The sequence below is a fragment of the Nostoc sp. DedQUE04 genome (assembly GCF_034530995.1).
Taxonomy (GTDB): domain Bacteria; phylum Cyanobacteriota; class Cyanobacteriia; order Cyanobacteriales; family Nostocaceae; genus Nostoc.
Window position 1 is genome coordinate 46782 of the sequence record NZ_JAVRCA010000002.1, and the last position, 22247, is coordinate 69028.

The following is a 22247-nucleotide window of genomic DNA, read 5'->3' on the forward strand; positions in this document are numbered from 1 at the left end:
CTGTCTAGTGACTAAGTGCAACCTTTAATTAATGCATAGCTAATTCTTTGCGTGCCTCTGCGTTTCCCTCTGTGCCCCTACCCTGCAAAAAGGCGAAGTGCTTATGCGTTTAAATAAAAAAGAAATCAGCAGACAGTTCCCAACCTACTACTTAGTTACAAAACTTAGACTTAATCTCAGACAAACTGGAGTATACACTTTTAAGACTGGAGACATTTAAGATACAGGTTCTACATACTTCTTAATAAATCCGCCTTGAGAACGCAAAACGTTCTAATCTAAAAGCTAAGTGGGTTAATTTACTGGCAGTTTTGCAGGTAATACTTTCAAGCTTATAAAGCATAGACACGCCGATGTGTCAAGCCTCAAAACAATCCAGACTTAACATATTAAACGCTTATAATGGGAGTTTTACAAATCCGATGAGTGTTAAGGCGAGTGGTGGAAGCTCGGTTGCGCGTCCGCAACTATATCAAACCCTAACTGTATCCACAATTACCCAAGCGGAGCAGCAAGACCGTTTCTTGGGAAATGGTGAACTAAATGAACTGGCAAGCTATTTTGCATCTGGTGCAAAGCGTCTAGAAATTTCTCAGACGCTGACAGACAACGCCGAGATTATTGTGTCTCGGGCTGCCAACCGGATTTTCGTTGGTGGTTCGCCAATGGCTTTTTTAGAAAAGCCCAGAGCGATAGAAATAGTACCTGTTAGTGCTGGTGCTAACGTTCAGCAAGGGATGCAACTGGGAACTGTAACCTACGTTGAAAGTCGTGGTGGGTTCCTAGAAAATTTACGTTCAATATTTAACTCATCCCCCAGTGGCCCAACACCTCCAGGTTTCAGACCAATTAACATTGCCCGTTATGGCCCGAGCAACATGGCCAAGAGCTTGCGGGATTTATCCTGGTTCTTGCGCTACGCTACTTATGCGATCGTTGCTGGCGATCCCAACATCATAGCGGTGAATACAAGGGGTTTGCGGGAAATCATTGAAAATGCCTGCTCTGGAGAAGCTACGCTAGTAGCTTTACAAGAAATCAAAGCTGGGGCACTTTCATTTTTCCGCAACGATGCTGAGGGTACAGAAATTGTGTCTCAGTACATGGATGTTTTGTTAACAGAATTCAAAGCAGCCACACCTTCAAATAAACTGCGCCAACGCCCTTCTAGCGACCAGCAAGGGTTAGAATTGCCGCAAATCTACTTCAATGCCTCAGAACGTCGTCCCAAGTTTGTGATGAAGACTGGGTTATCCAGTAGCGAAAAAAATGAGGTAGTTAAAGCGGCCTATCGACAAATCTTTGAGCGCGACATTACCCGTGCTTATAGTTTGTCCATATCTGACCTAGAATCCAAGGTGAAGAATGGCGACATCTCTATGAAAGAGTTTGTCCGTCGTTTAGCTAAATCTCCCCTTTACCAAAAACAGTTTTACCAGCCTTTTATTAACAGCCGAGTCATCGAACTAGCTTTCCGTCACATTCTGGGACGGGGCCCAAGTAGCCGAGAAGAAGTACAAAAATACTTCTCGATTATTTCTAACGGTGGTCTACCAGCTTTGGTAGATGCCTTAGTAGATTCTGCTGAATACGGCGACTATTTTGGTGAAGAAACAGTACCCTACCTGCGGGGTCTGGGTCAAGAAGCACAAGAATGTCGCAACTGGGGGCCGCAGCAAGACCTGTTTAACTACAGTGCGCCTTTCCGCAAGATACCTCAGTTCCTCACCACATTTGCAGCTTACGAGCAACCGCTACCAGATCAACATCCTTACGGTTCTGGTAACGACCCCTTGGAAATTCAGTTTGGGGCGATTTTCCCGAAAGAAACTCGCAACCCCAGTACCAGTCCGGCTCCTTTTAGCAAGGATACCAAACGTATCCTGATTCACCAAGGAGCAGGGATTAATAACCAAAATAGTAATCCCAGAGCGCGGGGTGAAGCTCCTGGTACCCTTGGGCCCAAGGTGTTCAAATTAGACCAACTGCCTGGTACTAGAGGTAAAAAGGCTCCCAAAAGTTCTAGTGTCAGATACTCCGAAAGCTCCACACAAGCAGTAATTAGAGCTGCTTACCTGCAAGTTTTTGGTCGCGATGTCTACGAAGGTCAGCGCCCGAAGGTATTAGAAATCAAGCTGGAAAACGGTGACATCTCGGTACGGGAATTTATCCGTGCTTTGGCTAAGTCGGATGTCTTCCGCAATCTGTACTGGTCATCGCTGTATGTTTGTAAAGCGATCGAGTATATTCACCGCCGCTTGTTAGGTCGTCCGACTTATGGTCGTCAAGAAATCAACAAGTACTTTGATATCGCTTCTAAACAAGGCTTTTACGCGGTGGTTGATGCCATTATTAACAGCGTAGAATACAGCGAAGCCTTTGGTGAAGATACGATTCCTTACGAACGGTATCTGACTCCTGGTGGTGTAGCAGGGCGACAATTACGTGTTGGTAGCATTCGTGATGATATCGCAGCGAAAATCCAGAAGGAGGTAACACCAAGCTTTGTGACACTGGGTACAGTGACAGAAAAGCGGTCAGAACCAGATATTCAGTTCCGCATTAACCAAGGTGTTAGCAAGCAACGGGAACAAACCAAAATCTTCAAATTGGTGGCGAATACTACTGACAAGGTTGCAGTCAAAACTTTGATCAGCGCTGCCTATCGTCAGATTTTTGAGCGGGATATTGCACCATACATCGCCAAAAACGAATTTACCAAATGGGAAAGCAAGTTGGGAAATGGCGAAATTAGCGTGAAGGAATTTATTGAAGGTTTGGGTTACTCTAACCTCTACCTGAAAGAGTTCTACACACCTTACCCCAACACCAAAGTGATTGAGTTAGGAACCAAACACTTCTTGGGACGTGCGCCACTAGACCAAGCAGAAATCCGCAAGTATAACCAAATTTTGGCTACTCAAGGTATTCGTGCCTTTATTGGTGCTTTGGTAGATAGTGTGGAATATAACCAGGTGTTTGGTGAAGATACGGTGCCTTACCGCCGCTTCCCGACCCTGCCAGCGGCAAACTTCCCCAATACAGAGAAGCTTTACAACCAGCTGACCAAGCAAAACGATGACGTGGTTGTACCCAGCTTTAAGCCAGTACAAGCCCGTGTCGGAGTTAGTAACGATACACCGCTTTTGGTACAGGCGATCGCAGATATCGCAGCCCAAACAAATGGTCAGCCATCCTTTGCTGAACTGGGCCGTTCCTACAACGATGCTAGCGGACAAACCGTGGAACAAGGTGTGCGTAAACATGCGCGCATTTACCGTCTAACAGAAAACACCAACCAAGACGAAAAACAACAGGCAATCAACGCCATTTATCGTCAAGTCTTGGATGTATTTAGCGGTGAGGTGCCCGATAATTTCCGTCGCACTGACCTAGATAGCAAACTCCAAAATGGTGAAATTTCCGTGCGGGAGTTTGTGCGTGAACTAGCTAGTTCCCAAATCTATCGCCAGCGCTTCTTATCACCTTATCCTCATACCAAGACCATTGAGTTCCTCTTCCGTCATCTGTTGGGGCGTACACCCGCAACTCAGGAAGAAATTGGCCAATATAACAAGCTGCTAGTCGATAGTGGTTTGTCAGCCGCTGTAGAAGCAATAGTCGAAAGTCCAGAATATAACCGCTACTTCGGTGAAGATGTTGTGCCTTACAACCGCTTCCCATCTCTGCCAGCAGGTAACTACCTCGGCAGTGTTGCGGTTGATTAAGAAGTAGGGAATAGGGAATAGGGAATAGGGTACAGATTATTTACTGTTCCCTGTCCCCTGTAACCTTTCCCCTGTCCCCTTCTTAACCTTTCGTAATACCGCTCTCAGATTGTAGTTAAAACAGTAAATTCTGAAAAGCAATATTACAAAGTATTAAGAGCAGTCATAAATGCTCAACAGAATGCCGGAAAATGTTTTGCGGAAGGTAACTGAGTTTGAAAGCTTGTGTACTTGTGTTGACTCAAGCAAAGTCGTAATTTATTAGCCGTAGCAGTTGTAAAATTGTTGTGTCTAAAAGAACGAGAAAACAAACTCAGTAAACCAAACTCAAAGTCGCACCAGTTTAATCAAATCCTGGTTTCATTAGTATTGGAGGAATCCATTAATGAGTATCGTCACGAAAGCTATCGTGAATGCTGATGCAGAAGCTCGCTACCTCAGCCCTGGTGAGTTAGATCGGATCAAGTCCTTTGTTACAAGTGGTGAGCGCCGGGTGCGGATTGCTCAAGTTTTATCAGAAAATCGCGAACGGCTTGTTAAGCAAGCTGGCGATCAACTGTTCCAAAAGCGTCCTGATGTTGTGTCTCCTGGTGGTAACGCTTACGGTCAAGAATTGACTGCTACTTGCCTGCGTGACCTAGATTATTACCTCCGCCTCGTTACCTACGGTATCGTTGCTGGTGATGTCACCCCCATCGAAGAAATTGGTGTTATTGGTGCCCGCGAACTGTACAAGTCCTTGGGAACTCCTATCGATGGTGTTGCTGAAGGTATCCGCGGGCTGAAGAATGGCTCTGCGTCACTGCTCTCTGGTGATGACGCTAGTGAAGCTGCTGGCTACTTCGACTACCTAGTTGGTGCTCTTCTAGGATAGGGTAAAGCTGTTTACCTACTTAAACAGAAGTATTGCAATACGGTTGGAAATAAGGAATTAACAACATGGCTCAAGACGCAATTACCGCTGTCATTAACTCCGCAGACGTTCAAGGTAAATATCTAGACTCTTCTGCTTTAGAGAAGCTAAAAGGCTACTTCTCCACTGGCGAACTGCGGGTACGTGCTGCTAGCACCATCAGCGCTAACGCTGCTGCGATCGTCAAAGAAGCTGTAGCAAAATCTTTGCTATACTCTGACATCACCCGTCCCGGCGGCAACATGTACACCACCCGCCGCTATGCTGCTTGCATCCGTGATTTGGATTATTACCTCCGCTACGCTACCTACGCTATGTTGGCTGGCGATCCTTCCATCCTAGATGAGCGTGTGCTCAATGGCTTGAAGGAAACCTACAACTCCTTGGGCGTTCCCGTCGGTGCTACCGTGCAAGCTATCCAAGCAATCAAAGAAGTAACCGCCAGCTTGGTAGGTTCTGATGCTGGTAAGGAAATGGGCGTTTACTTAGACTATATCTCCTCTGGCTTAAGCTAAGAACTAGTTTGCGCTTAAGAATTTAGGTGCGGCTTTATTAAGGTCTGGAAATCAGCCGTGAGTGCTAGAACGTTATATTGCTTATCTTGGTAAATTATCAGTGATGAGTGTTGGTGGTCTAGTATTGATGTTTGATTTCCAGCCTTTGAATGATTAAAAGATTTGCACTCAAGATTTTGAGATAAAAAAGTTTTCGCAAAGTATACAGGAGATTTTCAAAATATGTCCCGTTTGTTTAAAATTACTGCTCTAGTTCCTAGCCAAACCCGAATTCGTACGCAACGCGAACTGCAAAATACTTACTTCACTAAGCTAGTTCCTTATGAAAACTGGTTCCGCGAACAGCAACGCATTCAAAAAGCAGGTGGCACAATCATCAAGGTGGAACTAGCAACTGGCAAGCAAGGTGCTAATACTGGCTTGTCGTAATTGTGTAAATAGAATATTATTTTAGGGAATTGGATAAGAGGTCGAGAAAGACCTCTTTTTTATGGCTCGGATTTTATGCAAATCAATAATTAAACATATTTAAAAGACGATACCCGCGAGTATAAAGTGGAACTGGAGCGTCAGCATTCTGTCTATTCTTAGCCTGTTCAATAGTTTCATCAAGCACAATTAGGTTTCTTTTCCAACCTTCAGCCAATTTTCTAGCGATCGCTCTTAACTATAGAACCATAAAATTTAAGTATAAAATACTACTTTTATAGCGCAAAGTAGAAATGGCAATTTGTCAGAAATTATTGAACTAGTGGTGTATTGAAGTTAACAACTCTAATATTTATGGTTGTAAAGCCTACTTATGAGTTATAAGTTATGATTTATGAGTTTTATTTTTAACTCCTAATTTCTAACTTTTTACCTGTACCGATCGTGAATCTACGCCACCTGATTCCAATTTTTGATAGTTCAGTCTCCAACTGGGCATTAGAAGCGCGGTTCTTGCGCTGGTTAACCTTGATTTGGCTGTTCGTCGGCTTGATCATGCTATTTTCAGCATCATATCCTGTCGCTGATGCCCGTCAGAATGATGGTTTGTACTACTTTAAACGTCAACTGCTTTGGGTCTTAGTTTCCTTAATCGGATTCAATATTATTGTTAATTCGCCATTGCAGAAAATTTTGGGACTATCCCATTGGTTTTTGTTGCTATTTTTGGGGTTAATTTTTGTCACACTGATCCCAGGATTGGGAAGAAAAGCTTTTGATGCAGCGCGTTGGATTGCGATCGGGCCAATTCCGATTCAACCTTCAGAACTAATTAAACCCTTTTTGGTGTTGCAAAGTGCGCGGCTTTTTGGTCAATGGGAACGAATTAGTTGGCGGGTTCGTTTCGCTTGGTTGGGCGTTTTTGGTTTGGTACTTTTAGGAATTCTTGCCCAGCCTAACTTGAGTACAACGGCACTTTGCGGCATGACTATCTGGCTAATTGCTTTAGCAGCTGGCTTACCTTACAAGTACCTGGGAGGAACAGCAATTGGTGGAGTCATGTTGGCGCTACTCAGTATTAGTATTAAAGAGTATCAGCGTAAGCGGGTAATGTCATTCCTCAATCCTTGGGCGGATGCTACAGGAGATGGCTACCAGTTGGTGCAAAGTCTACTAGCTGTGGGTTCTGGGAAAACTTGGGGAGCTGGATATGGGCTTTCTCAACAAAAGCTGTTTTATTTACCAATTCAAGATACCGATTTTATTTTTGCGGTGTTCGCTGAAGAGTTTGGCTTTGTTGGCAGTATGGTGTTGTTGGTACTTTTAGCTACATTCGCTACTCTCGGATTAGTTGTGGCGCTGAAGGCTAAAAATATAGTACATCGATTGGTAGCGATCGGTGTGACGACTTTGATGGTGGGACAATCATTGCTCCACATCGGTGTTGCTACAGGTTCTCTACCGACTACTGGCTTACCTTTGCCCATGTTTAGTTATGGTGGTAATTCTATGATTGCCAGTTTAATAGCTGCTGGGTTGTTGATTCGGGTAGCACGTGAGAGTAATGAAGCTGAGGTAGTACCGTTGCGAAAACCTCAGCTTGAAAATGGGCGCAGACACCGAGCTTTTCATAAAACCAGGAATTGAGCTAGCAAATGCCCAAAAAGTTACCTCTGAGGTAAGGGAGTCTTAAATGGACTATTGCTAGATGGCAGAGTAGGTGGAATTGGGTTAAAGCTAGGTATAGGAGTAGGCACTACTTTTTTGAGGACTGTGATTGCAAATCCTCTTTGCTGGGGTTGTTGCTTACCAGATATATCATTGACTAGCAGTCCGATTTGAGCAGGGAAGGCTTGATTTACTAAAAACTTCGTTGAACCAACTGCTGGAACGTCATTGCCGTATGGTAGAAGTTTAACCTGAATATTTTCTCCCTCTACTCTCCAACTCAAAATAGCAGATGTTCCTTCATTGAGAACCAAATTTGGTTGTTCGCTACCGTTAATTTTGAAATAGACAATTTTAAATGGTTTGGGTAATATGGGAATTTTTGATTCAGCTTTTTTAGAACTAATTTTGTCGCTTCCATTGTTAGAAACAGCTTTGATTTCAAATGCAAAACTTCCTACTTTGTTTGCTAATAAAGGAATATTTTTACATTGCAGTTGTTGATTTTGTTGTATACATAGTTTTTTAATTTTAGGGTCTGTTATATTGCCTTGATTAAATTTGTAAGTAACTGGTTCACCATAAGATGTACCATCATCTGCATTGCCAACAACCTGTAATTGTGACAGCAATAATGGACGTGCAATTGTCCAACTAAAAAGAATATTTTCACCTTTTGTGTACTGGGGCTTATCTAGCTGAAAATTAACTACTGATGCAATTGGTTTTTCTGCAATTTCTACTTGGGTAGTTTGCGCTACTACTTGGTTAGTTTGAGAAAATATTTGTATACCATTGCGATAAAAGGCTTGTAATTCAAAAGTGTAATTACCTTTTGTTTTTACTCCAGTTTTGACGTTGCTACAAATTAATTCTTGTTTATTTTGTACCTGACATGCAGGGATTTCATTAGCACTTCCTTTACCCAGTGTTTCAGGAATGCCATTGCTAAAGTCATAAGTAATCGGCTGAATAGGTTGGGAACCTTTAGCCGTCAAAACTAACTTTTTTAACTGTTTATATTGATGAATTTCCCAGTTTAAAGCTACCTCATCACCTTCAGTAATTTGAGAGTCATTTGCACTAAAATTTTCTAATCTCAAAGGATCGGGGTTTAAAATTCGCCAAATGATAAATCCTATCCCTCCCAATAACCCCAAAATTGCCAAAACTAACAGAAGAAATTGCCACCAAGGGCGGGGTTTCCATACCAAAGTTCCTTGAGGCAGTGTGTTCGGTAGGGGTAAATTTTGTTGGTCTTTGATGTTGAGTTGAAAGTTGATCGCTAGCCCTGCACCAAACCACGGTCGTCGCCACCAAGGTTTGGGTTTGACCGTCAAATTAGCCACAGCACTTCTATTAGGTAATAATCTTACTTCAGTAGGATCGAATTTGTAAGTATATAGTTCTTCTTCGTCTCGACTTTTTAAGTTTAATATCAGTTCGCGGACAATATTGCCCTGGTTAGCTAGTGATAATTCGTACTTGCCAAGACTACGGCTAACTTGTCCCAAGATGGTATTAAGTTCTATATCTAAGCGATAATTTGTCGGAATTTGGATATACACCAAATCCAGCAGTACTAAATCTGGAGAGTTTTCTGAATACAAGCGGATTGTCGGAGAATAGCTTCCCGCAAGGGTATCTCCAGGTGGGTGAAATTTCAACAATATTTGACCTTGAGTACCAGGATTGAGTTCTAATGCAGTCACGTCAGACACTAATCCTGGCCCCTCAAATCCAGTTGCAGGATAATTAATTGTGAACCAGTCATCGTCTAAATCTGGACAACTCAAGCGGAATCTGTCTACGAGATAAGAGCGATTGTCAACTATTACCTCCACTTGCAAAGGCTCACTAGGATTGAAAATTAACGGTTTGTTGGGGTTGGTGTTAGGTCTGATGGAAAATGTCGGGTCGTTCACCCGAATTGCAGTCTGTTCTTTTAGTAGAACCTTAATTTGGTTTGCGAAAGTTATGGGAGTATCTTGGGGATAATGTAGAGGAGAATCTACGACTAGTGTATAGTCATAAGTTCCTGGGAGAGCATTTGCGGCGATTTGAAACTCAAATCTGACTTCGTCGCTATTTTGCCCTGGAGCTAATGCTAAACTTTCTCTGGGAGAACTAGACCAGCCGGTTAAATTTTGAAATACTTCATCAAAAACAAAATATAAGTCAATAACCGCACTTTGATTTCCCTGATTGATTACAACAATATAAAGTTCAATGGTATCTCCTGGCATCCCAAATTGAATTCCAGGTGGGTTGATAATAACTTGCAGTGGATTGAATTTAGCTTGCATGTCATTGATTCCCTTATTTGATGCGGTGTAATTTGACCTGAAAATCTTCACCACCACTGACAATCATGGTTCCTTGATTGGTTTTCAAGTCGATACTATTGATTTTTTTAGAGCTTTGGTAAATTGTTTTACCTTCTGCTGCTCTTGTTTTGTCAAGCTTATGTTCGGGAGTTAAATACCAAACTACGACTCGTCCATCATCGCCACCACTTACTAAGAGACTCCCATCGTCACTAAATGCTAGAGTCCGCACAGAAGTTTTTGATGCTGGCCAACGGTCTAGTTGCGTACAATTAAGTTCATTTACTTTTTCTAACGGATTCGGATTTTTGATAGTTTGACACTGATTTAAATCCCAAATGGTAATAAATCCCGCAGAATCAGAAGTTGCGAGGATTTTTCCTGTTGAGTCAGGAACAAAAGCTAATCCCCAAATATAATCTTCAGGCCCAACTAATGGGTCTAGTTTTTCTATATTTTGCACCGATAAACTTGGAAATTGTTTATTAGATTGAGTTTGATTCCACTGCCACAATATAAAACGCTTAAAGTTTCCAGCAATTACTAGAGTTTTTGCATCTGGGCTGAGATTTAATGCCCGGACTTGGAAACCTGAGAGTTTCAATCTACTTTGTACGTCAATAACTTGGGGTTCTGGCAGAAAATCGCTGTTAGGTGCTGGTCTTGACCATAGTCTGACTTTACCACTGCCATAGCCACTGAATAAGTTAAGTGAGTTTGAGGTGAAAGCTAGGTCAAAAACGCGATCGCCTTTTGCTTTAGGATCTTTAAGGTCTTGAAGTTGGCTAATCTTTGTACCTGAAGGAATATCTCTGAGTTCAATTACACCATTATCTAAACCAACAGCAGCGCGATTATTTTGTAATGGCATGAAGCGCAAGACTTCTACAGCGTCATCGGTAATGGCCATCAAGCCTTTAGGCTGTTGTGCTTGGTCGCAAGCAAGGGGCTGCCCAGCGTATCTTACAGTATCATCGGGGTCTAAACTATCAGCACCAATTCTCCAAAATCTTAAGGTGCAATCATCTGAGCCACTGACCACAGATAAACCAATGCCACTAAAGCGGACTGAGTTTACAGAACGGGTATGCATTACACCTTTTGGTTGCAAGATTAATGCGAGGAGTGCGGCTAATAGTGCGATCGCAGCCAATTGTAGCCATAAAGGTATAATTGGCAGAGTCTCTACTTCTAATGTCTGCGTGGCTGGGTCTGTACTGCCTAAACGTTGATCCGATAATTCCGATTTAGCCTCTAATAATAGAGTTTTGCCGATTCCAATCCAAGGACGTTTTGTTTTAACATCGAGAATGACTTTACTTGTCTCTCCTAGATGCAGATTAGCAGTTTCGGGAAGCTTTTTAAAACTGCATTTTCGCCAGTCTCTACCCTGCACTTGTACATTAATTTGTTGGTTGAGATTGCTAGCGTTTTTAAATAGTAATTCAAAGGAAGCTGTATCAGATTTCCAGTCAGGCAACCATGCCGATTTATTGGGGATTTTCAGGTGTTTTTCGGTGGTAGTAAAGTCTATAAAACCCACTGGCAAAACTTCAATATTGCCTTCAGCATTAGTTGGATAACCATTATTGCTAACAGCTTCAATAGTAAAAGGGTAATTTTGACTGGGCGCTTGCACTACAGAAGGAGGTTGGCATTGGAATGTAGCTTCTGCTAAACCACCTGGATCTAAGGGTAATCGGCGTTCTGCACTGCCAGCCAGCCAAGACGGATCGACGCCTGTAAAACGTAGCATTACCTCAGTTGGTTGCTGCCCCAAGTTCCGCACCCGTACTGGTATATCAACAGAATTGCGGGGATAAACTTGGAACTCTCGTACAGGTAATTCTACACTTAAATGTGTTGGTCTGTTGTCTCGCTCGATTTTCAGGCGTAGCACAAGTCTGGACTGTTGTGCTAATTGCGGTGAAAAAATGTTTACCATCAGGTTAACAGTACCAACAAATCCCGGCATAGGTGTATTGAATACGAACACTTGGAAGATGGTACTACTGCCCGGTGGCTTGGCTGCTGCTACCTCTGGTTCGAGTCTATACCAGCGATATCCTGTGTTGCGGATTTCACCCGCCGCAGTAATTTCTATCTGAAAATTGACGAAGCGATCGCTGTCATTATTGACAGTTACCTCAAATGATACAGGAGTATCACCTGGACGAAAGGTTAGGTTTTGAGTAGAAAGGCTGGCATTAATAACACTTTTTTCCATGTTATTACTTATAATATTTTTTTATATTCTGCATGACTAGCACTATTAAAAAATTAATGTCTCGTGAAAACGTGACAATAGCTTTTTTCCTTTGATTATTGAAATTTATATACTATTAAATATTGTGTAATAAATTGACCAATTTATAAAAGTCATTTTCAAAGGCGATCGCTAATACATATACAGCAGAATTCAGAATTCAGGAGTAATATCATGTCCGCATAATTAGTTATGCTAACCACAGTCATTACACCCCACCCCCAACCCCTCCCCGCTTGCGGGGAGGGGAGACAAGGCGTAGCTTTGGCGGGGTGGGGTTCTTCGGGTTTAATAAGCAATCAAGCGGACATGATATAAAACACGCTTTATACCTGGGTAACAGATTTAGCTTGCTTGTGTACCTCACCAACTTGAAATCTGCTGTATAAGCCAAAACCCTTGTAGAGACATAGCACTGCTACGTCTCTACAAGGGTTTCGGATAACGCATATTTAATTTCTGGATATGACCTTCTCAGCAACGCCTGAACTCAAATTAAAATCGCTGCCCAATTCCCAGATGCACTTTGCTTTCTCCCTGGTCGTTAATGCCATAGTCAGCCCGAATTAAGCCTAGTGGTGAATTTAATCGCACTCCCGCCCCATAACCAAAACCATAACCTGGTTTATCCCGTACACCTGCCGGATCTCCTAATACAGTATCACCAGAACCTAAATCTGAGGCGAAGTCGGCAAACAATACACCGCCTACGATTGGTAAAACGGGAAAACGATATTCTGCCGAAGCCAACACATAACTGCGACCACTGCCAACTTCTCCAGAATCGTAACCGCGCACTGAGTTGGAACCACCCAAGTTAAAACTTTCGTAGGGCGGTAAATTCCCAAGGACGGTACCGGCTTGGACATTCACCGCAAATACTTGTGGCTGTTTGCTGTTAAATAACTGCACTGGTAAATATTGGCTGTAGTTGGCTTTGAGGCGATTAAGGGAAATATTACCTTCGCCGATGGGTATAGATTGTTCTGTACTCAAACTCAACACGGAACCTTGAGTTGGATTGAGGGGATTATCTCGTTTATCTTTGGTGGCGGTGAAGGATACGGTAGTTAGGTCGTCAATACCAGTTCCACTCGCAGAGAGGGGATTGCCCTGAACGTCAGTTGGGGTAATATTACCTTGGCGATCGCGAATACTAGTTCGGGTATAGTTTAATCCTAATGAGGTATTCCAATCGTCAATTGGTCGCTGCAAGCTGACACCACCGCCAATTTGACCTTCTCGCACTTTATCGCCGTTAGCTAGCTTAATCTTGTCATCAAAGGTTTCCGAAAGTTCCTGACTACGAAAACCATTTACAGTGTAGCCCAAGCGATCGGGGTTAGTTATTCGATAGGGGCTAATAAATTTGGTATTAAATTGTAAGTCTCGGCTACTTACCCCAACATTCACACCTAAAGTATCATTAACACCACCGACATTCTGATCTTGATAGCTGATTGTACCTACCAATCCTTGATCGGCATTGTAACTCCCACCCAAATTAACACCACGCGCCCCAGTTTCTTTGAGTTGGTAAACTAAATCAAGTTTTGTCGCATCACCTTCTAAAGCAACATTCACAGTTTCAAATAAACCAGTCCGATATAGTTGTTGAATGTCTTGTTTAACGACATTTTCTTGGAAGATTTGACCGGGTTTCAATTTGAGTTGTTGTTGTAAGAAATCTGCTTTGGTGCGTCCTCCGACGGGATTACCCTTGCTATCAACGGTTTTACCTTCATCGTTGACAAAGCGAAATTTGATATCACTCACCAAGCCTTCAGCGACATTCACAGTGAGAATACCTTGCGAACTAGGTTTAATTGATAACACCCGTGCTAAGTTATAACCATTGTCGGCGTACCACTTGTTAATTTGTGCTACTGCTTGTTGCAATCCACTGGGACTAATGGTGGTTCCAATCTGAGATTGCAAACGTTGTTGGGCGACTTGATAGGTAAGTACTTTAGCACCAGATAATTGCAGCGATCGCACAATCACTGGTTGAACTTGGTATACTACATTCAATCCAGCCTGAGTGCTAAAGCTATTCACACTGACACTACTAAATAAACCTGTATTTAAAATTGCTGTTACATCTCTTTGCAGCTGGCTTTGACTGGTTTCTCCACCCACCTGGGTTTTTATTACCTGGCCAATGATTTGCTGTAATTCTTGATTGGCTCCCACCACCCGTACATCTGTAGCTCTGACTACCAAATCGCTTTCAGTAGCAGGAGTTTTGGGGGATGAAGGGGAAAAAGAGGGAGTGGGAAGAAGCGTTACTGATGAATTTTCCTTGTCTGTTGATTTTAAGACTACTGGGGAATTTTTGTTTGCACCTGTTTGCACGGCGACAGGATTTTGGGAAAATTGTTGTGCAACTATAGTTTCTGGGGAAGCAATTGTCTCTACCCGTGCGGGAGTGTCTTCAATTATCGGTACCACCAAGTTACCAGCTTTTGGAGTTGGAGTAACGGTTTTAGCAGGTGCAGCCGTTGCTTGCTGAGTAATATTGCCAGTAGCTAAAGTAGCTAATGTAAAAATTGCAGTAGCAGAAACTCGCATAAATATTTAACCTAATTAACTGGGAGTTATACTAATTTTGGATTTTAGATTTTAGATTTTTGATTAAAAGTATTGACCAAAAGGCTGTTCTAGAAATTTCAAACAATTACATTCCTATCCAAAATTGGTATTAGTTGTAGGGAAGTAAAGGAATAGGGAAATACTAACTTCCAGCTTCCTTGTCGATTTCTCTATTTATACCTCTTACCCAAACAGACAGTTAATTTTGATATTTTGTTTCTTATGAGTAATCTATCTCGGTCATCTTTAGCTTCTAACTCCCAATCCGCAACTTCTCCTTTGCGGTTACTTGTATTAAGTAATGGTCATGGGGAAGATGCGATTGCAGTTCGGATTTTGCAAGAACTCCAACGACAACCAAACCCACCAGAGATATTTGCTTTGCCTCTGGTGGGTGAAGGACGTGCTTATGAACAGTTGGATATCCCCTTTATCGGTTCAGTCCTGAATATGCCTTCTGGCGGCTTTATTTATATGGATGGCCGCGAATTAGCGCGGGATGTACGCGGTGGTTTATTGCAACTTACCCTCAGCCAAATTAAAGCTATTCGCCGTTGGGTAAGTTCTCAAAAAAAATTAGGTAATAGAAGAGCGATTTTAGCAGTGGGAGATATTTTGCCGCTGTTGTTTGCAACATTTAGTGGCGCTAATTATGCTTTTGTCGGTACGGCAAAATCTGAATATTATGTGCGAGATGAAGCTGGATTATTACCACGAAAATCTAAAGACGCAGGTTGGGAAAACTTTTCTGGTTCAGTTTACCATCCTTGGGAACGTTGGTTAATGAGTCGTCGTCGTTGTAAGGCTGTGTTCCTTAGAGATGCGCTGACCACAGAAACATTAAAACAATGGCCAATTCCAGCTTTCTATTTGGGTAATCCGATGATGGATGGTCTAGAATCGAGGTTTTCACGCCAACAATTTTATAGTCAGAATATCCAACAGCAAGAGACAGTTCGACCTTTTGTAGTGACTCTTCTTCCTGGTTCTCGTCCGCCAGAAGCATATACTAACTGGGAAACAATTATGATTGCTGTATCTGCATTGATGACAAGTTTTCAACAGCGAGATTCAATCTTTTATAGTTCTAACAAAGTAGTGTTTTTAGGTGCGATCGCTCCTGGTTTAGACTCTAATATTTTATCCCAAAGTGTGCAATCCCAAGGCTGGCGCGCTGAATCAGCATCTCCTATCAAACTAAGCGATCCAAATGTCTTGACATTTAAACAAAGAAATGCTTATCTGCTATTAACACAACAAGCTTATAATGATTGCTTGCATTTGGGAGATTTAGCGATCGCAATGGCAGGTACAGCCACAGAACAGTTTATCGGTTTAGGCAAACCTGCGATCGCAATTCCCGGTAATGGCCCACAATATAACCTTGGCTTTGCTGAATCTCAAAGTCGTCTACTGGGATCGTCTTTGATTTTAATCGATCGACCAGCAGATGTAGCGAAGGTTGTACAATCCCTATTCAAAAACCCTGATAATTTGCAAATTATTGCTGAAAATGGTGGGCGACGTATGGGTAAACCGGGAGCAGCACTACGTATTGCTAATTGCTTGCGGGAAAAATTGGGATAATGGGCAGTGGGTATGGGGCATCGTGGCAGGTTATTCTCCTTATCCCCTAGTCCCCTTATCTCCCTTGTCCCTAATTCCTCACGCCACCAACCCCGAACGTAAGGCCCTCACAGCAGCTTGGGTACGGTCATCAGCACATAGTTTATTTAAAATATTACGAACATGGGTTTTTACAGTACCAACTGTAATGTAAAGTTTCTCGGCAATTTGACCATTGCTACACCCAGCTACAATCAACTCGAGGATTTCCAGTTCCCGTTGAGTCAGAGGGTATGTTTCCAAAACTTGCTCGTATTCTGTCGCCAGCGCTTCAATTTTGACAGTCTTCGGCTTGTCAGAACCTTGACTTTCTCCAGGAATACCTTGGCGCATCTTCCGCAATACCACGTTGGCAATTGCCGGATCGATCCAAGAGTTACCGCCGTGAGTTGCTTGAATTGCCTCAGTTAATTTACTGATGCTGGTTTCTTTCATATAATAAGAATCAGCGCCAGCTGCGAAGGCTGCAAGTACGGCATCCTCTGTATGATCCATTGTCAAGATGAGAATCTTTGTAGTAGATTGCCCATTTTCAGCCTGGGAGCGTTTAAATTTACGAGTGAGTTCGATGCCATCCATGTCAGGCAAGCCGATATCTACTACTGCTACATCTGGCTTTGCCGTTTCTAAAAGTTTTAATCCTTGAGTAGCATTTGCCGCTTCCCCAATTACTTTCAATGCACTATGAGACTGTAATGCTGCTCGTAGCCCCATTCGCGTTAAGTCATGATCTTCAATTAAAATAATACTAATTTCATTCATCGCTACACTCACTCTTGCGCTGTTTGCATCTTTCAAAGTATTGCCTTTTGTAACTATTATCTATTATTTTCCCAAACTCAAGATAGATGATATTTCAACCTGTCTGCATCCACCGATAGAAATAACAAGTAGCCAAAATTTTTACATTTAGATAGAGGACAAATCTAGCTGGAGATATATAGATACTTACACAAAAAGTATGAAATATTGAAACGAATGCCAAATTGCTGTTCCTTGCTGATAATTCAGCTTTGAATTGTCATGTTGCATCCGTTAATTACTATTATTTTGGAGCAAACTTTAAAAAAAGCTTACGAAAATGAAAAAATTACACCGTGTGAAAGTTGCTTTACGAGAAAGTAAAAGATGGTTGGGAACGATTTTTAATCAAACCTTTGGATTCATCCGATTGATAGAGCCAATAGAGATCCTCATAGAAGGAAGGGAATCAGCCAGCATTAAAATTTTCTGAAATCATAAACAACAAAGTAATTCGTAGTCCTTTGTAACGAACTTATCCGTCTGACTTTTCACAGGATATAATACAAGCCGCTCTGTGCGAACCTCTCCCCTTTTAGGTTTTGAATTTTTGCCTAACTTTTGTCGGGAACCTTTCTTCGGAATTAAACTTTGGTAATTTTGCGAACATCTATAAGTTCAATATACCTGGATAAATACTAACACAGATGTGGCGTTCGCTAAGAAAATTGTCGAAATTTCAGGAGGTAGGATTACTTCAGATTCACAAATAGGTATAGATAGTACTTTTTTATTTATTTAGTCTAACTAACCTGATAGTAAAACTGTTCAAGCTTATGGTACACGATAATGGGATGCAACTCTCACCAATGACTGACGACGGTGGCTTCCTCACTCATCTACAATTGTTTTAAGCTTGGTAAAGTATTTTATTTTACTTTATATCAGTGGTGTCTGGTTGTTAATTACTAATTTTTTGCAGGACATTGGTCATTTGTTAGGAGTTTAGTTACCATCTGGTAAATTAACCAGATTGAATATCCAACAGACTCAATTCAACCCAAGGAAAGACTCGAAACGAGCGACATACTACTAACGGAGGATAAGGAAGTTAATGCGATCAATGTCAAGCAGGTATTAAAGTGGATCTTATGCAAAATATCTTAATCAATCAAATTACAGGTTTTAGATGAAGGGAAATCTTATATTCTTTAGTTGGATAATCTAAAAAGATAAATATTATACATCAACCTATGTTTGGCGGCGAAAGTTAAAACCGATGGAAGAGACGCTGAAAATTTTGGTTGTAGACGATGACGAAGTAGACCGGATAGCAATCTGTTCTGCCCTGACTAAAGCAGGTGTTCAGATAGAACTGTCTGAAGTAGGCAATGGTAATGAAGCATTCTCTGTCTTAAGCATTACTACTTACGATTGTGTTTTCCTCGACTATCGTTTACCAGATCGGGACGCACTAACCTTGATTCAACAGCTACGTTCTTCAGAAATTAAAGTTCCTTTAGTAGTTTTAACTGGTCAAGGAGATGAACAAATTACTCTCGAATTATTGAAAGCTGGTGCTACAGACTATCTCTCTAAGTCTAGAATATCCCCAGAAAGTTTGTCGCAAGTTTTACGGAGTGCGATTCGGATTTATCAAGCACAAATGCAGGTCGATTTGGCAAACCAGCACCTTAGAGAAACTCATGAACAACTCATTTGTAAGAACCAAGAATTGGAGAGACAACAGCAACAGATTCAAATGCAAAACTTCAAGTTATTGGAGGCATCACGTCTAAAATCACTTTTTTTGGCAACTATTTCCCACGAACTTAGAACGCCGATGAATGCGATTATTGGTTTTTCACAAATACTCTTGCGTCCTAAATTCGGTCAACTAACGCACCAGCAAGCAGATATGGTTGAGCGCATTTTGAATAATGGGAAGCATTTACTGATGCTACTCAATGAAGTTCTCGACTTTTCCAAGCTGGAGGGAGGAGGATTAGATTTAAAGGCAGAAAGATTTGATATATCAAAGGTAATCAATCTCGTTGTCAGTGAAATGCGTTCCCTAGCTGATGCTAAAAATCTTTCATTGCTAGTACAAACCGATTTGCAAAATCCTTTGATATTTAACGATCCAGTTCGTGTCAAACAGATTTTGATTAACTTGCTCTCCAACGCCATTAAATTCACAGAGTCTGGTGAAATCTGGGTTGAGGTTAAGGAACTACCTGGAAACCGAGTAGTAATTATCGTTCAAGATACAGGTATAGGCATAGCCCCCAAAGATTTTAAACATATTTTTGAAGCATTTCGGCAAGTAGATCAAACTATCACTCGCAAATATCCAGGTACAGGTCTGGGTTTGGCAATTATAGATTCGCTAGTGCGAATGATGGGCGGTAAAATATTTCTTGAGAGTAAATTGGGGGTGGGTTCAATGTTTAAAATTGAATTGCCACGTCAAATTACATTACCGACTGTAGCAGCAAAGGCTCCAGCTTCACAGTTAGATAACGATGATTTTTTTTCTCCTGCGCAAAATCCTCATCAGTCATCTTCTCAAGCCAGAAAAGCACCAATAGAATATCCTAAATTTAAAAATTACTTCCAGAAAAACTGATAAAAATTTATAAATCATGTCTGTAGTTGAAAATAATAAAATTTATCGGATATTAGCAGTTGACGACACTCAAGATAATCTGATTTTGGTTCAAGCCATTTTAGAAAGTGAGGGGTATGAAATTGATTTGGCTTCAGATGGAATAAAAGCTTTACGGAAAATTGAGCAATCTCCACCCGATCTGATTCTGTTAGATGTAATGATGCCGGGGATAGATGGCTATGAAGTCACACGTCGGATTCGGAATAACCCTGCAATTTCTTATATTCCAATTCTATTAATTACTGCCTTTCATCAATCCAGCGTTGTCGAAGGTTTGGATGCTGGTGCTGACGATTTTATTCGTAAACCATTTGATACTGATGAACTACTAGCAAGGGTGCGATCGCTATTACGTCTCAAGCACAGTCTGGACGAACAACAAAAAATGGCCCGCCAACGGGAAGATTTTGTTTCCCGTCTGACTCATGACTTGCGAACTCCCCTAGTAGCCGCCGATCGGATGTTGAATTTGTTTGAAATGGAAACATTCTGCAAAATTTCGCCGGAAATGAAACAAGCGATCGCAGTCATGATTCGCAGTAACCAAAATTTGATGGAAATGGTCAACACCCTATTAGAAGTGTATCGCTTCGAGGCGGGTAAAAAAACGTTGAATTGGGAGGAATGCGATTTATGTGAGATAGCTCAAGAAGTAGTCAGCGAACTAAGTCCTCTAACTAATGAAAAAGGCTTGACTCTGGAAATTGATACCCATCAATTAGATCCACTGAGTCCAAACGCTGCTATTATCATGGGCGATCGTTTGGAATTACGGCGAGTGTTAAACAACCTGATTGCAAATGCCATCAAATTTACAGATACAGGAGGCATAACAATCCGCATTTATGAAACATCATCTAATCCAGGAGATCCAGATTCGGTAATACTTGAGGTAGAAGATACAGGATATGGAATTGCGCCAGAAGATCGGGCAACAATTTTCGAGCGATTTCGCCAAGGCAGAAATAAACGCTCGGGTAGTGGCTTAGGACTACATCTATCCCATCGCATTATAGAAGGGCACGCAGGAACTATCAAGGTCGCTTCTGAAGTAGGGAGAGGTAGTTTATTTACTGTGCAACTACCTAAAAATACTTAAGTTATTCTCCTTCACCACCGATTATTTTGCGGATATCTCCCAAGAAATTACATTTAATTTTGGATGTATTTTGATGCACCCAGCAAAAATAAAATTCGCTTAAATTATTTAGTTTAAATTATATAGATTAATTACAGCAGCATTTGAAGGTTAATTCAATCCAAATATTGCCAGATAACTTGCCTCTTCCAATATTTGTATACTCCCAACGGTAGATGTATTGCTCGACTAAAATAACTAAATCTACTTTTGTATCATTCTATAGATAGTAGAAATAACTATTTTACAAAGTTATTATTCAACCTATTAATGCCTGAAAAACGTGTATGCACCCTGGAATCATAACCCAGGGTCTTTTTTATAAAAACCTAGATAATCATCGTTTTTTCATCATTGACTACTGTCCATGTCCACCCTATTAAGAGTTGAGGGTGGACATGGACAGCAGTTAAAAAGGATTATAAAGTAAACTAAAATACAGACCGTTTTCTTGTAATGTTCTCTCATTTGAGTTAACAGATACCAAAGGAATACCCCAGTCAAGACGAACGGTGAAGCGATCGCCCTGTGCCCAACGCAACCCCAGACCAACAGCAGCTAAAGTATTGCGATCGGGATTCTCTTTACCAGAACTGTTCCAGCCAACACCAAAATCCACAAAGGGGATAACCTGTAAGATGCTATTTATCTGAGGTAAGCGCAGAATCGGTACTTGAACTTCCGCAGAAACAAAAGTGCCATTATCCGTCAGCAGATAATCTTGACGGTAGCCGCGAATGCTATCCTGCCCACCTAAGCCAAACTGCTCTATAGGCAGAAGTGTTGTAGATGCAAGTTGCGTATTTAAACGTAATAACAATAAGGTTTCAGGAGCTAAAAGGCGGGCCCACTGTGCTTGCCCTTGCCAAGCAAAAAAACGGCTATCAGGAGCATCTTGATTAACCGTGGCATTCAACACATCTATGCCCAAACTGAATTGAGAGCGTAGGGCGATGACTTCCCGGCTGTTACGACTCGTCCATTCTTGAAAAACTCGCAACGCAGATACCCTAGTGCGTCCCTCATTATCAGCGCCAGGTGAAAGTAAAGAGGGGGGAGCTGGTGGGTTCTCTCTCTGTAGTATCCACGAGATATCACTTTCGCGTCGGGAAGCTGTTAACCCCAGAGCGAATTCTTGTGTAGGAGTTTGGATTATTGGCTGGCGGAATGTCAGTTCGTAGTAGCGAGAAGCCGATTCGATATCTAGGAAGTCGAAAGGAGGCTCAATGACATTACTTGACGTAGTGCCATAGTTAAAGGTAAGCGTTCCGTTGCGGGGATTGAGAGGCAACGTGTAGCTAGCATCAAAGGAATTGCTACCATCGGTATTAGTGTAGCCTACACTCAGACCATCTCCCAATCCGAGTAAGTTGGCTTCATTCAATCGTAACCCGCGTCGGAAACTGCCAACACTAGGCGATCGCCCATTATCAAGAACTATTTGGCCACTAAAGGTTTTTGCCTCACTGATTTTAACTTCCAAAAGACTCGTACCCGTTTGCGATCCTGCTGAGAGTTCAGCAGTCACGTTTTTAATCAAAGGATTAAGTTGCAAAAGTTGCAGGGCTTCTAATAAACGCTGGCGATTCAGAGGTGGTGATGTCGCGATTGCTAGTCGGCTACGGACATAATT

At 41.8% G+C, this 22247-nt stretch carries 13 protein-coding genes; 8 read left to right on the top strand and 5 right to left on the bottom strand.

Features of this window, described 5'->3' with window-relative positions:
- The first annotated feature begins 422 nt into the window (after positions 1-422).
- The 5 genes from RM049_RS01670 to RM049_RS01690 all read left to right on the top strand — a co-directional run bounded on the left by RM049_RS01670 (position 423) and on the right by RM049_RS01690 (position 7232).
- Complete coding sequence (locus RM049_RS01670) at positions 423-3728, top strand: phycobilisome rod-core linker polypeptide (protein ID WP_322702937.1); 3306 nt, start codon at positions 423-425, stop codon at positions 3726-3728.
- A gap of 385 nt (positions 3729-4113) precedes the next feature.
- Positions 4114-4602, top strand: a complete 489-nt coding sequence (apcA, locus tag RM049_RS01675; protein ID WP_322672097.1) for an allophycocyanin subunit alpha — start codon at positions 4114-4116, stop codon at positions 4600-4602.
- 65 nt (positions 4603-4667) lie between these two features.
- The gene (gene apcB / locus RM049_RS01680; RefSeq protein WP_104908010.1) at positions 4668-5156 is read left to right on the top strand and encodes an allophycocyanin subunit beta; all 489 of its coding nucleotides are present in this window, start codon (positions 4668-4670) and stop codon (positions 5154-5156) included.
- Between the two features lie 222 nt (positions 5157-5378).
- Entirely contained in the window at positions 5379-5585 is a 207-nt protein-coding gene (locus tag RM049_RS01685) for a phycobilisome linker polypeptide (protein ID WP_094349821.1), read from the top strand.
- Positions 5586-6029: 444 nt separating this feature from the next.
- Entirely contained in the window at positions 6030-7232 is a 1203-nt protein-coding gene (locus tag RM049_RS01690; protein WP_322702938.1) for an FtsW/RodA/SpoVE family cell cycle protein, read from the top strand.
- Positions 7233-7252: 20 nt separating this feature from the next.
- Here the strand turns inward: RM049_RS01690 and RM049_RS01695 are convergent, their stop codons facing one another.
- From RM049_RS01695 to RM049_RS01705, 3 genes are all read right to left on the bottom strand, one after another.
- Positions 7253-9559 (bottom strand): hypothetical protein, encoded by a 2307-nt coding sequence (locus RM049_RS01695; protein ID WP_322702939.1) that lies wholly within the window; start codon positions 9557-9559, stop codon positions 7253-7255.
- A gap of 13 nt (positions 9560-9572) precedes the next feature.
- On the bottom strand, positions 9573-11807 hold the full coding sequence (locus RM049_RS01700; protein WP_322702940.1) for a hypothetical protein: 2235 nt from the start codon (positions 11805-11807) through the stop codon (positions 9573-9575).
- A gap of 534 nt (positions 11808-12341) precedes the next feature.
- Positions 12342-14417 carry an outer membrane protein assembly factor gene (locus RM049_RS01705; protein WP_322702941.1) on the bottom strand — a complete coding sequence of 692 codons (2076 nt, stop codon included), beginning with the start codon at positions 14415-14417 and terminating at the stop codon, positions 12342-12344.
- Between the two features lie 243 nt (positions 14418-14660).
- Between RM049_RS01705 and RM049_RS01710 the strand changes: the two genes are divergently transcribed.
- Complete coding sequence (locus tag RM049_RS01710; RefSeq protein WP_322702942.1) at positions 14661-16025, top strand: lipid-A-disaccharide synthase-related protein; 1365 nt, start codon at positions 14661-14663, stop codon at positions 16023-16025.
- A 78-nt stretch (positions 16026-16103) separates the two neighbouring features.
- Here RM049_RS01710 and RM049_RS01715 read toward each other — a convergent pair whose 3' ends face one another.
- On the bottom strand, positions 16104-16826 hold the full coding sequence (locus RM049_RS01715) for a response regulator transcription factor (RefSeq protein ID WP_104908003.1): 723 nt from the start codon (positions 16824-16826) through the stop codon (positions 16104-16106).
- A gap of 1258 nt (positions 16827-18084) precedes the next feature.
- Between RM049_RS01715 and RM049_RS01720 the strand changes: the two genes are divergently transcribed.
- Positions 18085-19434, top strand: a complete 1350-nt coding sequence (locus RM049_RS01720) for an ATP-binding protein (protein WP_322702943.1) — start codon at positions 18085-18087, stop codon at positions 19432-19434.
- Between the two features lie 16 nt (positions 19435-19450).
- Positions 19451-20575, top strand: coding sequence for a hybrid sensor histidine kinase/response regulator (locus RM049_RS01725; RefSeq protein ID WP_322702944.1), 1125 nt, complete (start codon positions 19451-19453; stop codon positions 20573-20575).
- Between the two features lie 448 nt (positions 20576-21023).
- On the opposite strand, the gene RM049_RS01730 is transcribed toward RM049_RS01725, so the two are convergent.
- On the bottom strand, positions 21024-22247 hold a 1224-nt coding region (locus RM049_RS01730; protein ID WP_322702945.1), incomplete at its 5' end, for a ShlB/FhaC/HecB family hemolysin secretion/activation protein.

What these genes read in the sequence shown, in the direction of transcription:
- apcA (WP_322672097.1), top strand. Translation starts at nt 4,114, where the DNA reads ATGAGTATCGTCACGAAAGCTATCGTGAATGCTGATGCAGAAGCTCGC.
- apcB (WP_104908010.1), top strand. Translation starts at nt 4,668, where the DNA reads ATGGCTCAAGACGCAATTACCGCTGTCATTAACTCCGCAGACGTTCAA.
- RM049_RS01670 (WP_322702937.1), top strand. Translation starts at nt 423, where the DNA reads ATGAGTGTTAAGGCGAGTGGTGGAAGCTCGGTTGCGCGTCCGCAACTA.
- RM049_RS01705 (WP_322702941.1), bottom strand. Translation starts at nt 14,417, where the DNA reads ATGCGAGTTTCTGCTACTGCAATTTTTACATTAGCTACTTTAGCTACT.
- RM049_RS01715 (WP_104908003.1), bottom strand. Translation starts at nt 16,826, where the DNA reads ATGAATGAAATTAGTATTATTTTAATTGAAGATCATGACTTAACGCGA.
- RM049_RS01710 (WP_322702942.1), top strand. Translation starts at nt 14,661, where the DNA reads ATGAGTAATCTATCTCGGTCATCTTTAGCTTCTAACTCCCAATCCGCA.
- RM049_RS01700 (WP_322702940.1), bottom strand. Translation starts at nt 11,807, where the DNA reads ATGGAAAAAAGTGTTATTAATGCCAGCCTTTCTACTCAAAACCTAACC.
- RM049_RS01695 (WP_322702939.1), bottom strand. Translation starts at nt 9,559, where the DNA reads ATGCAAGCTAAATTCAATCCACTGCAAGTTATTATCAACCCACCTGGA.
- RM049_RS01685 (WP_094349821.1), top strand. Translation starts at nt 5,379, where the DNA reads ATGTCCCGTTTGTTTAAAATTACTGCTCTAGTTCCTAGCCAAACCCGA.
- RM049_RS01720 (WP_322702943.1), top strand. Translation starts at nt 18,085, where the DNA reads ATGGAAGAGACGCTGAAAATTTTGGTTGTAGACGATGACGAAGTAGAC.
- RM049_RS01725 (WP_322702944.1), top strand. Translation starts at nt 19,451, where the DNA reads ATGTCTGTAGTTGAAAATAATAAAATTTATCGGATATTAGCAGTTGAC.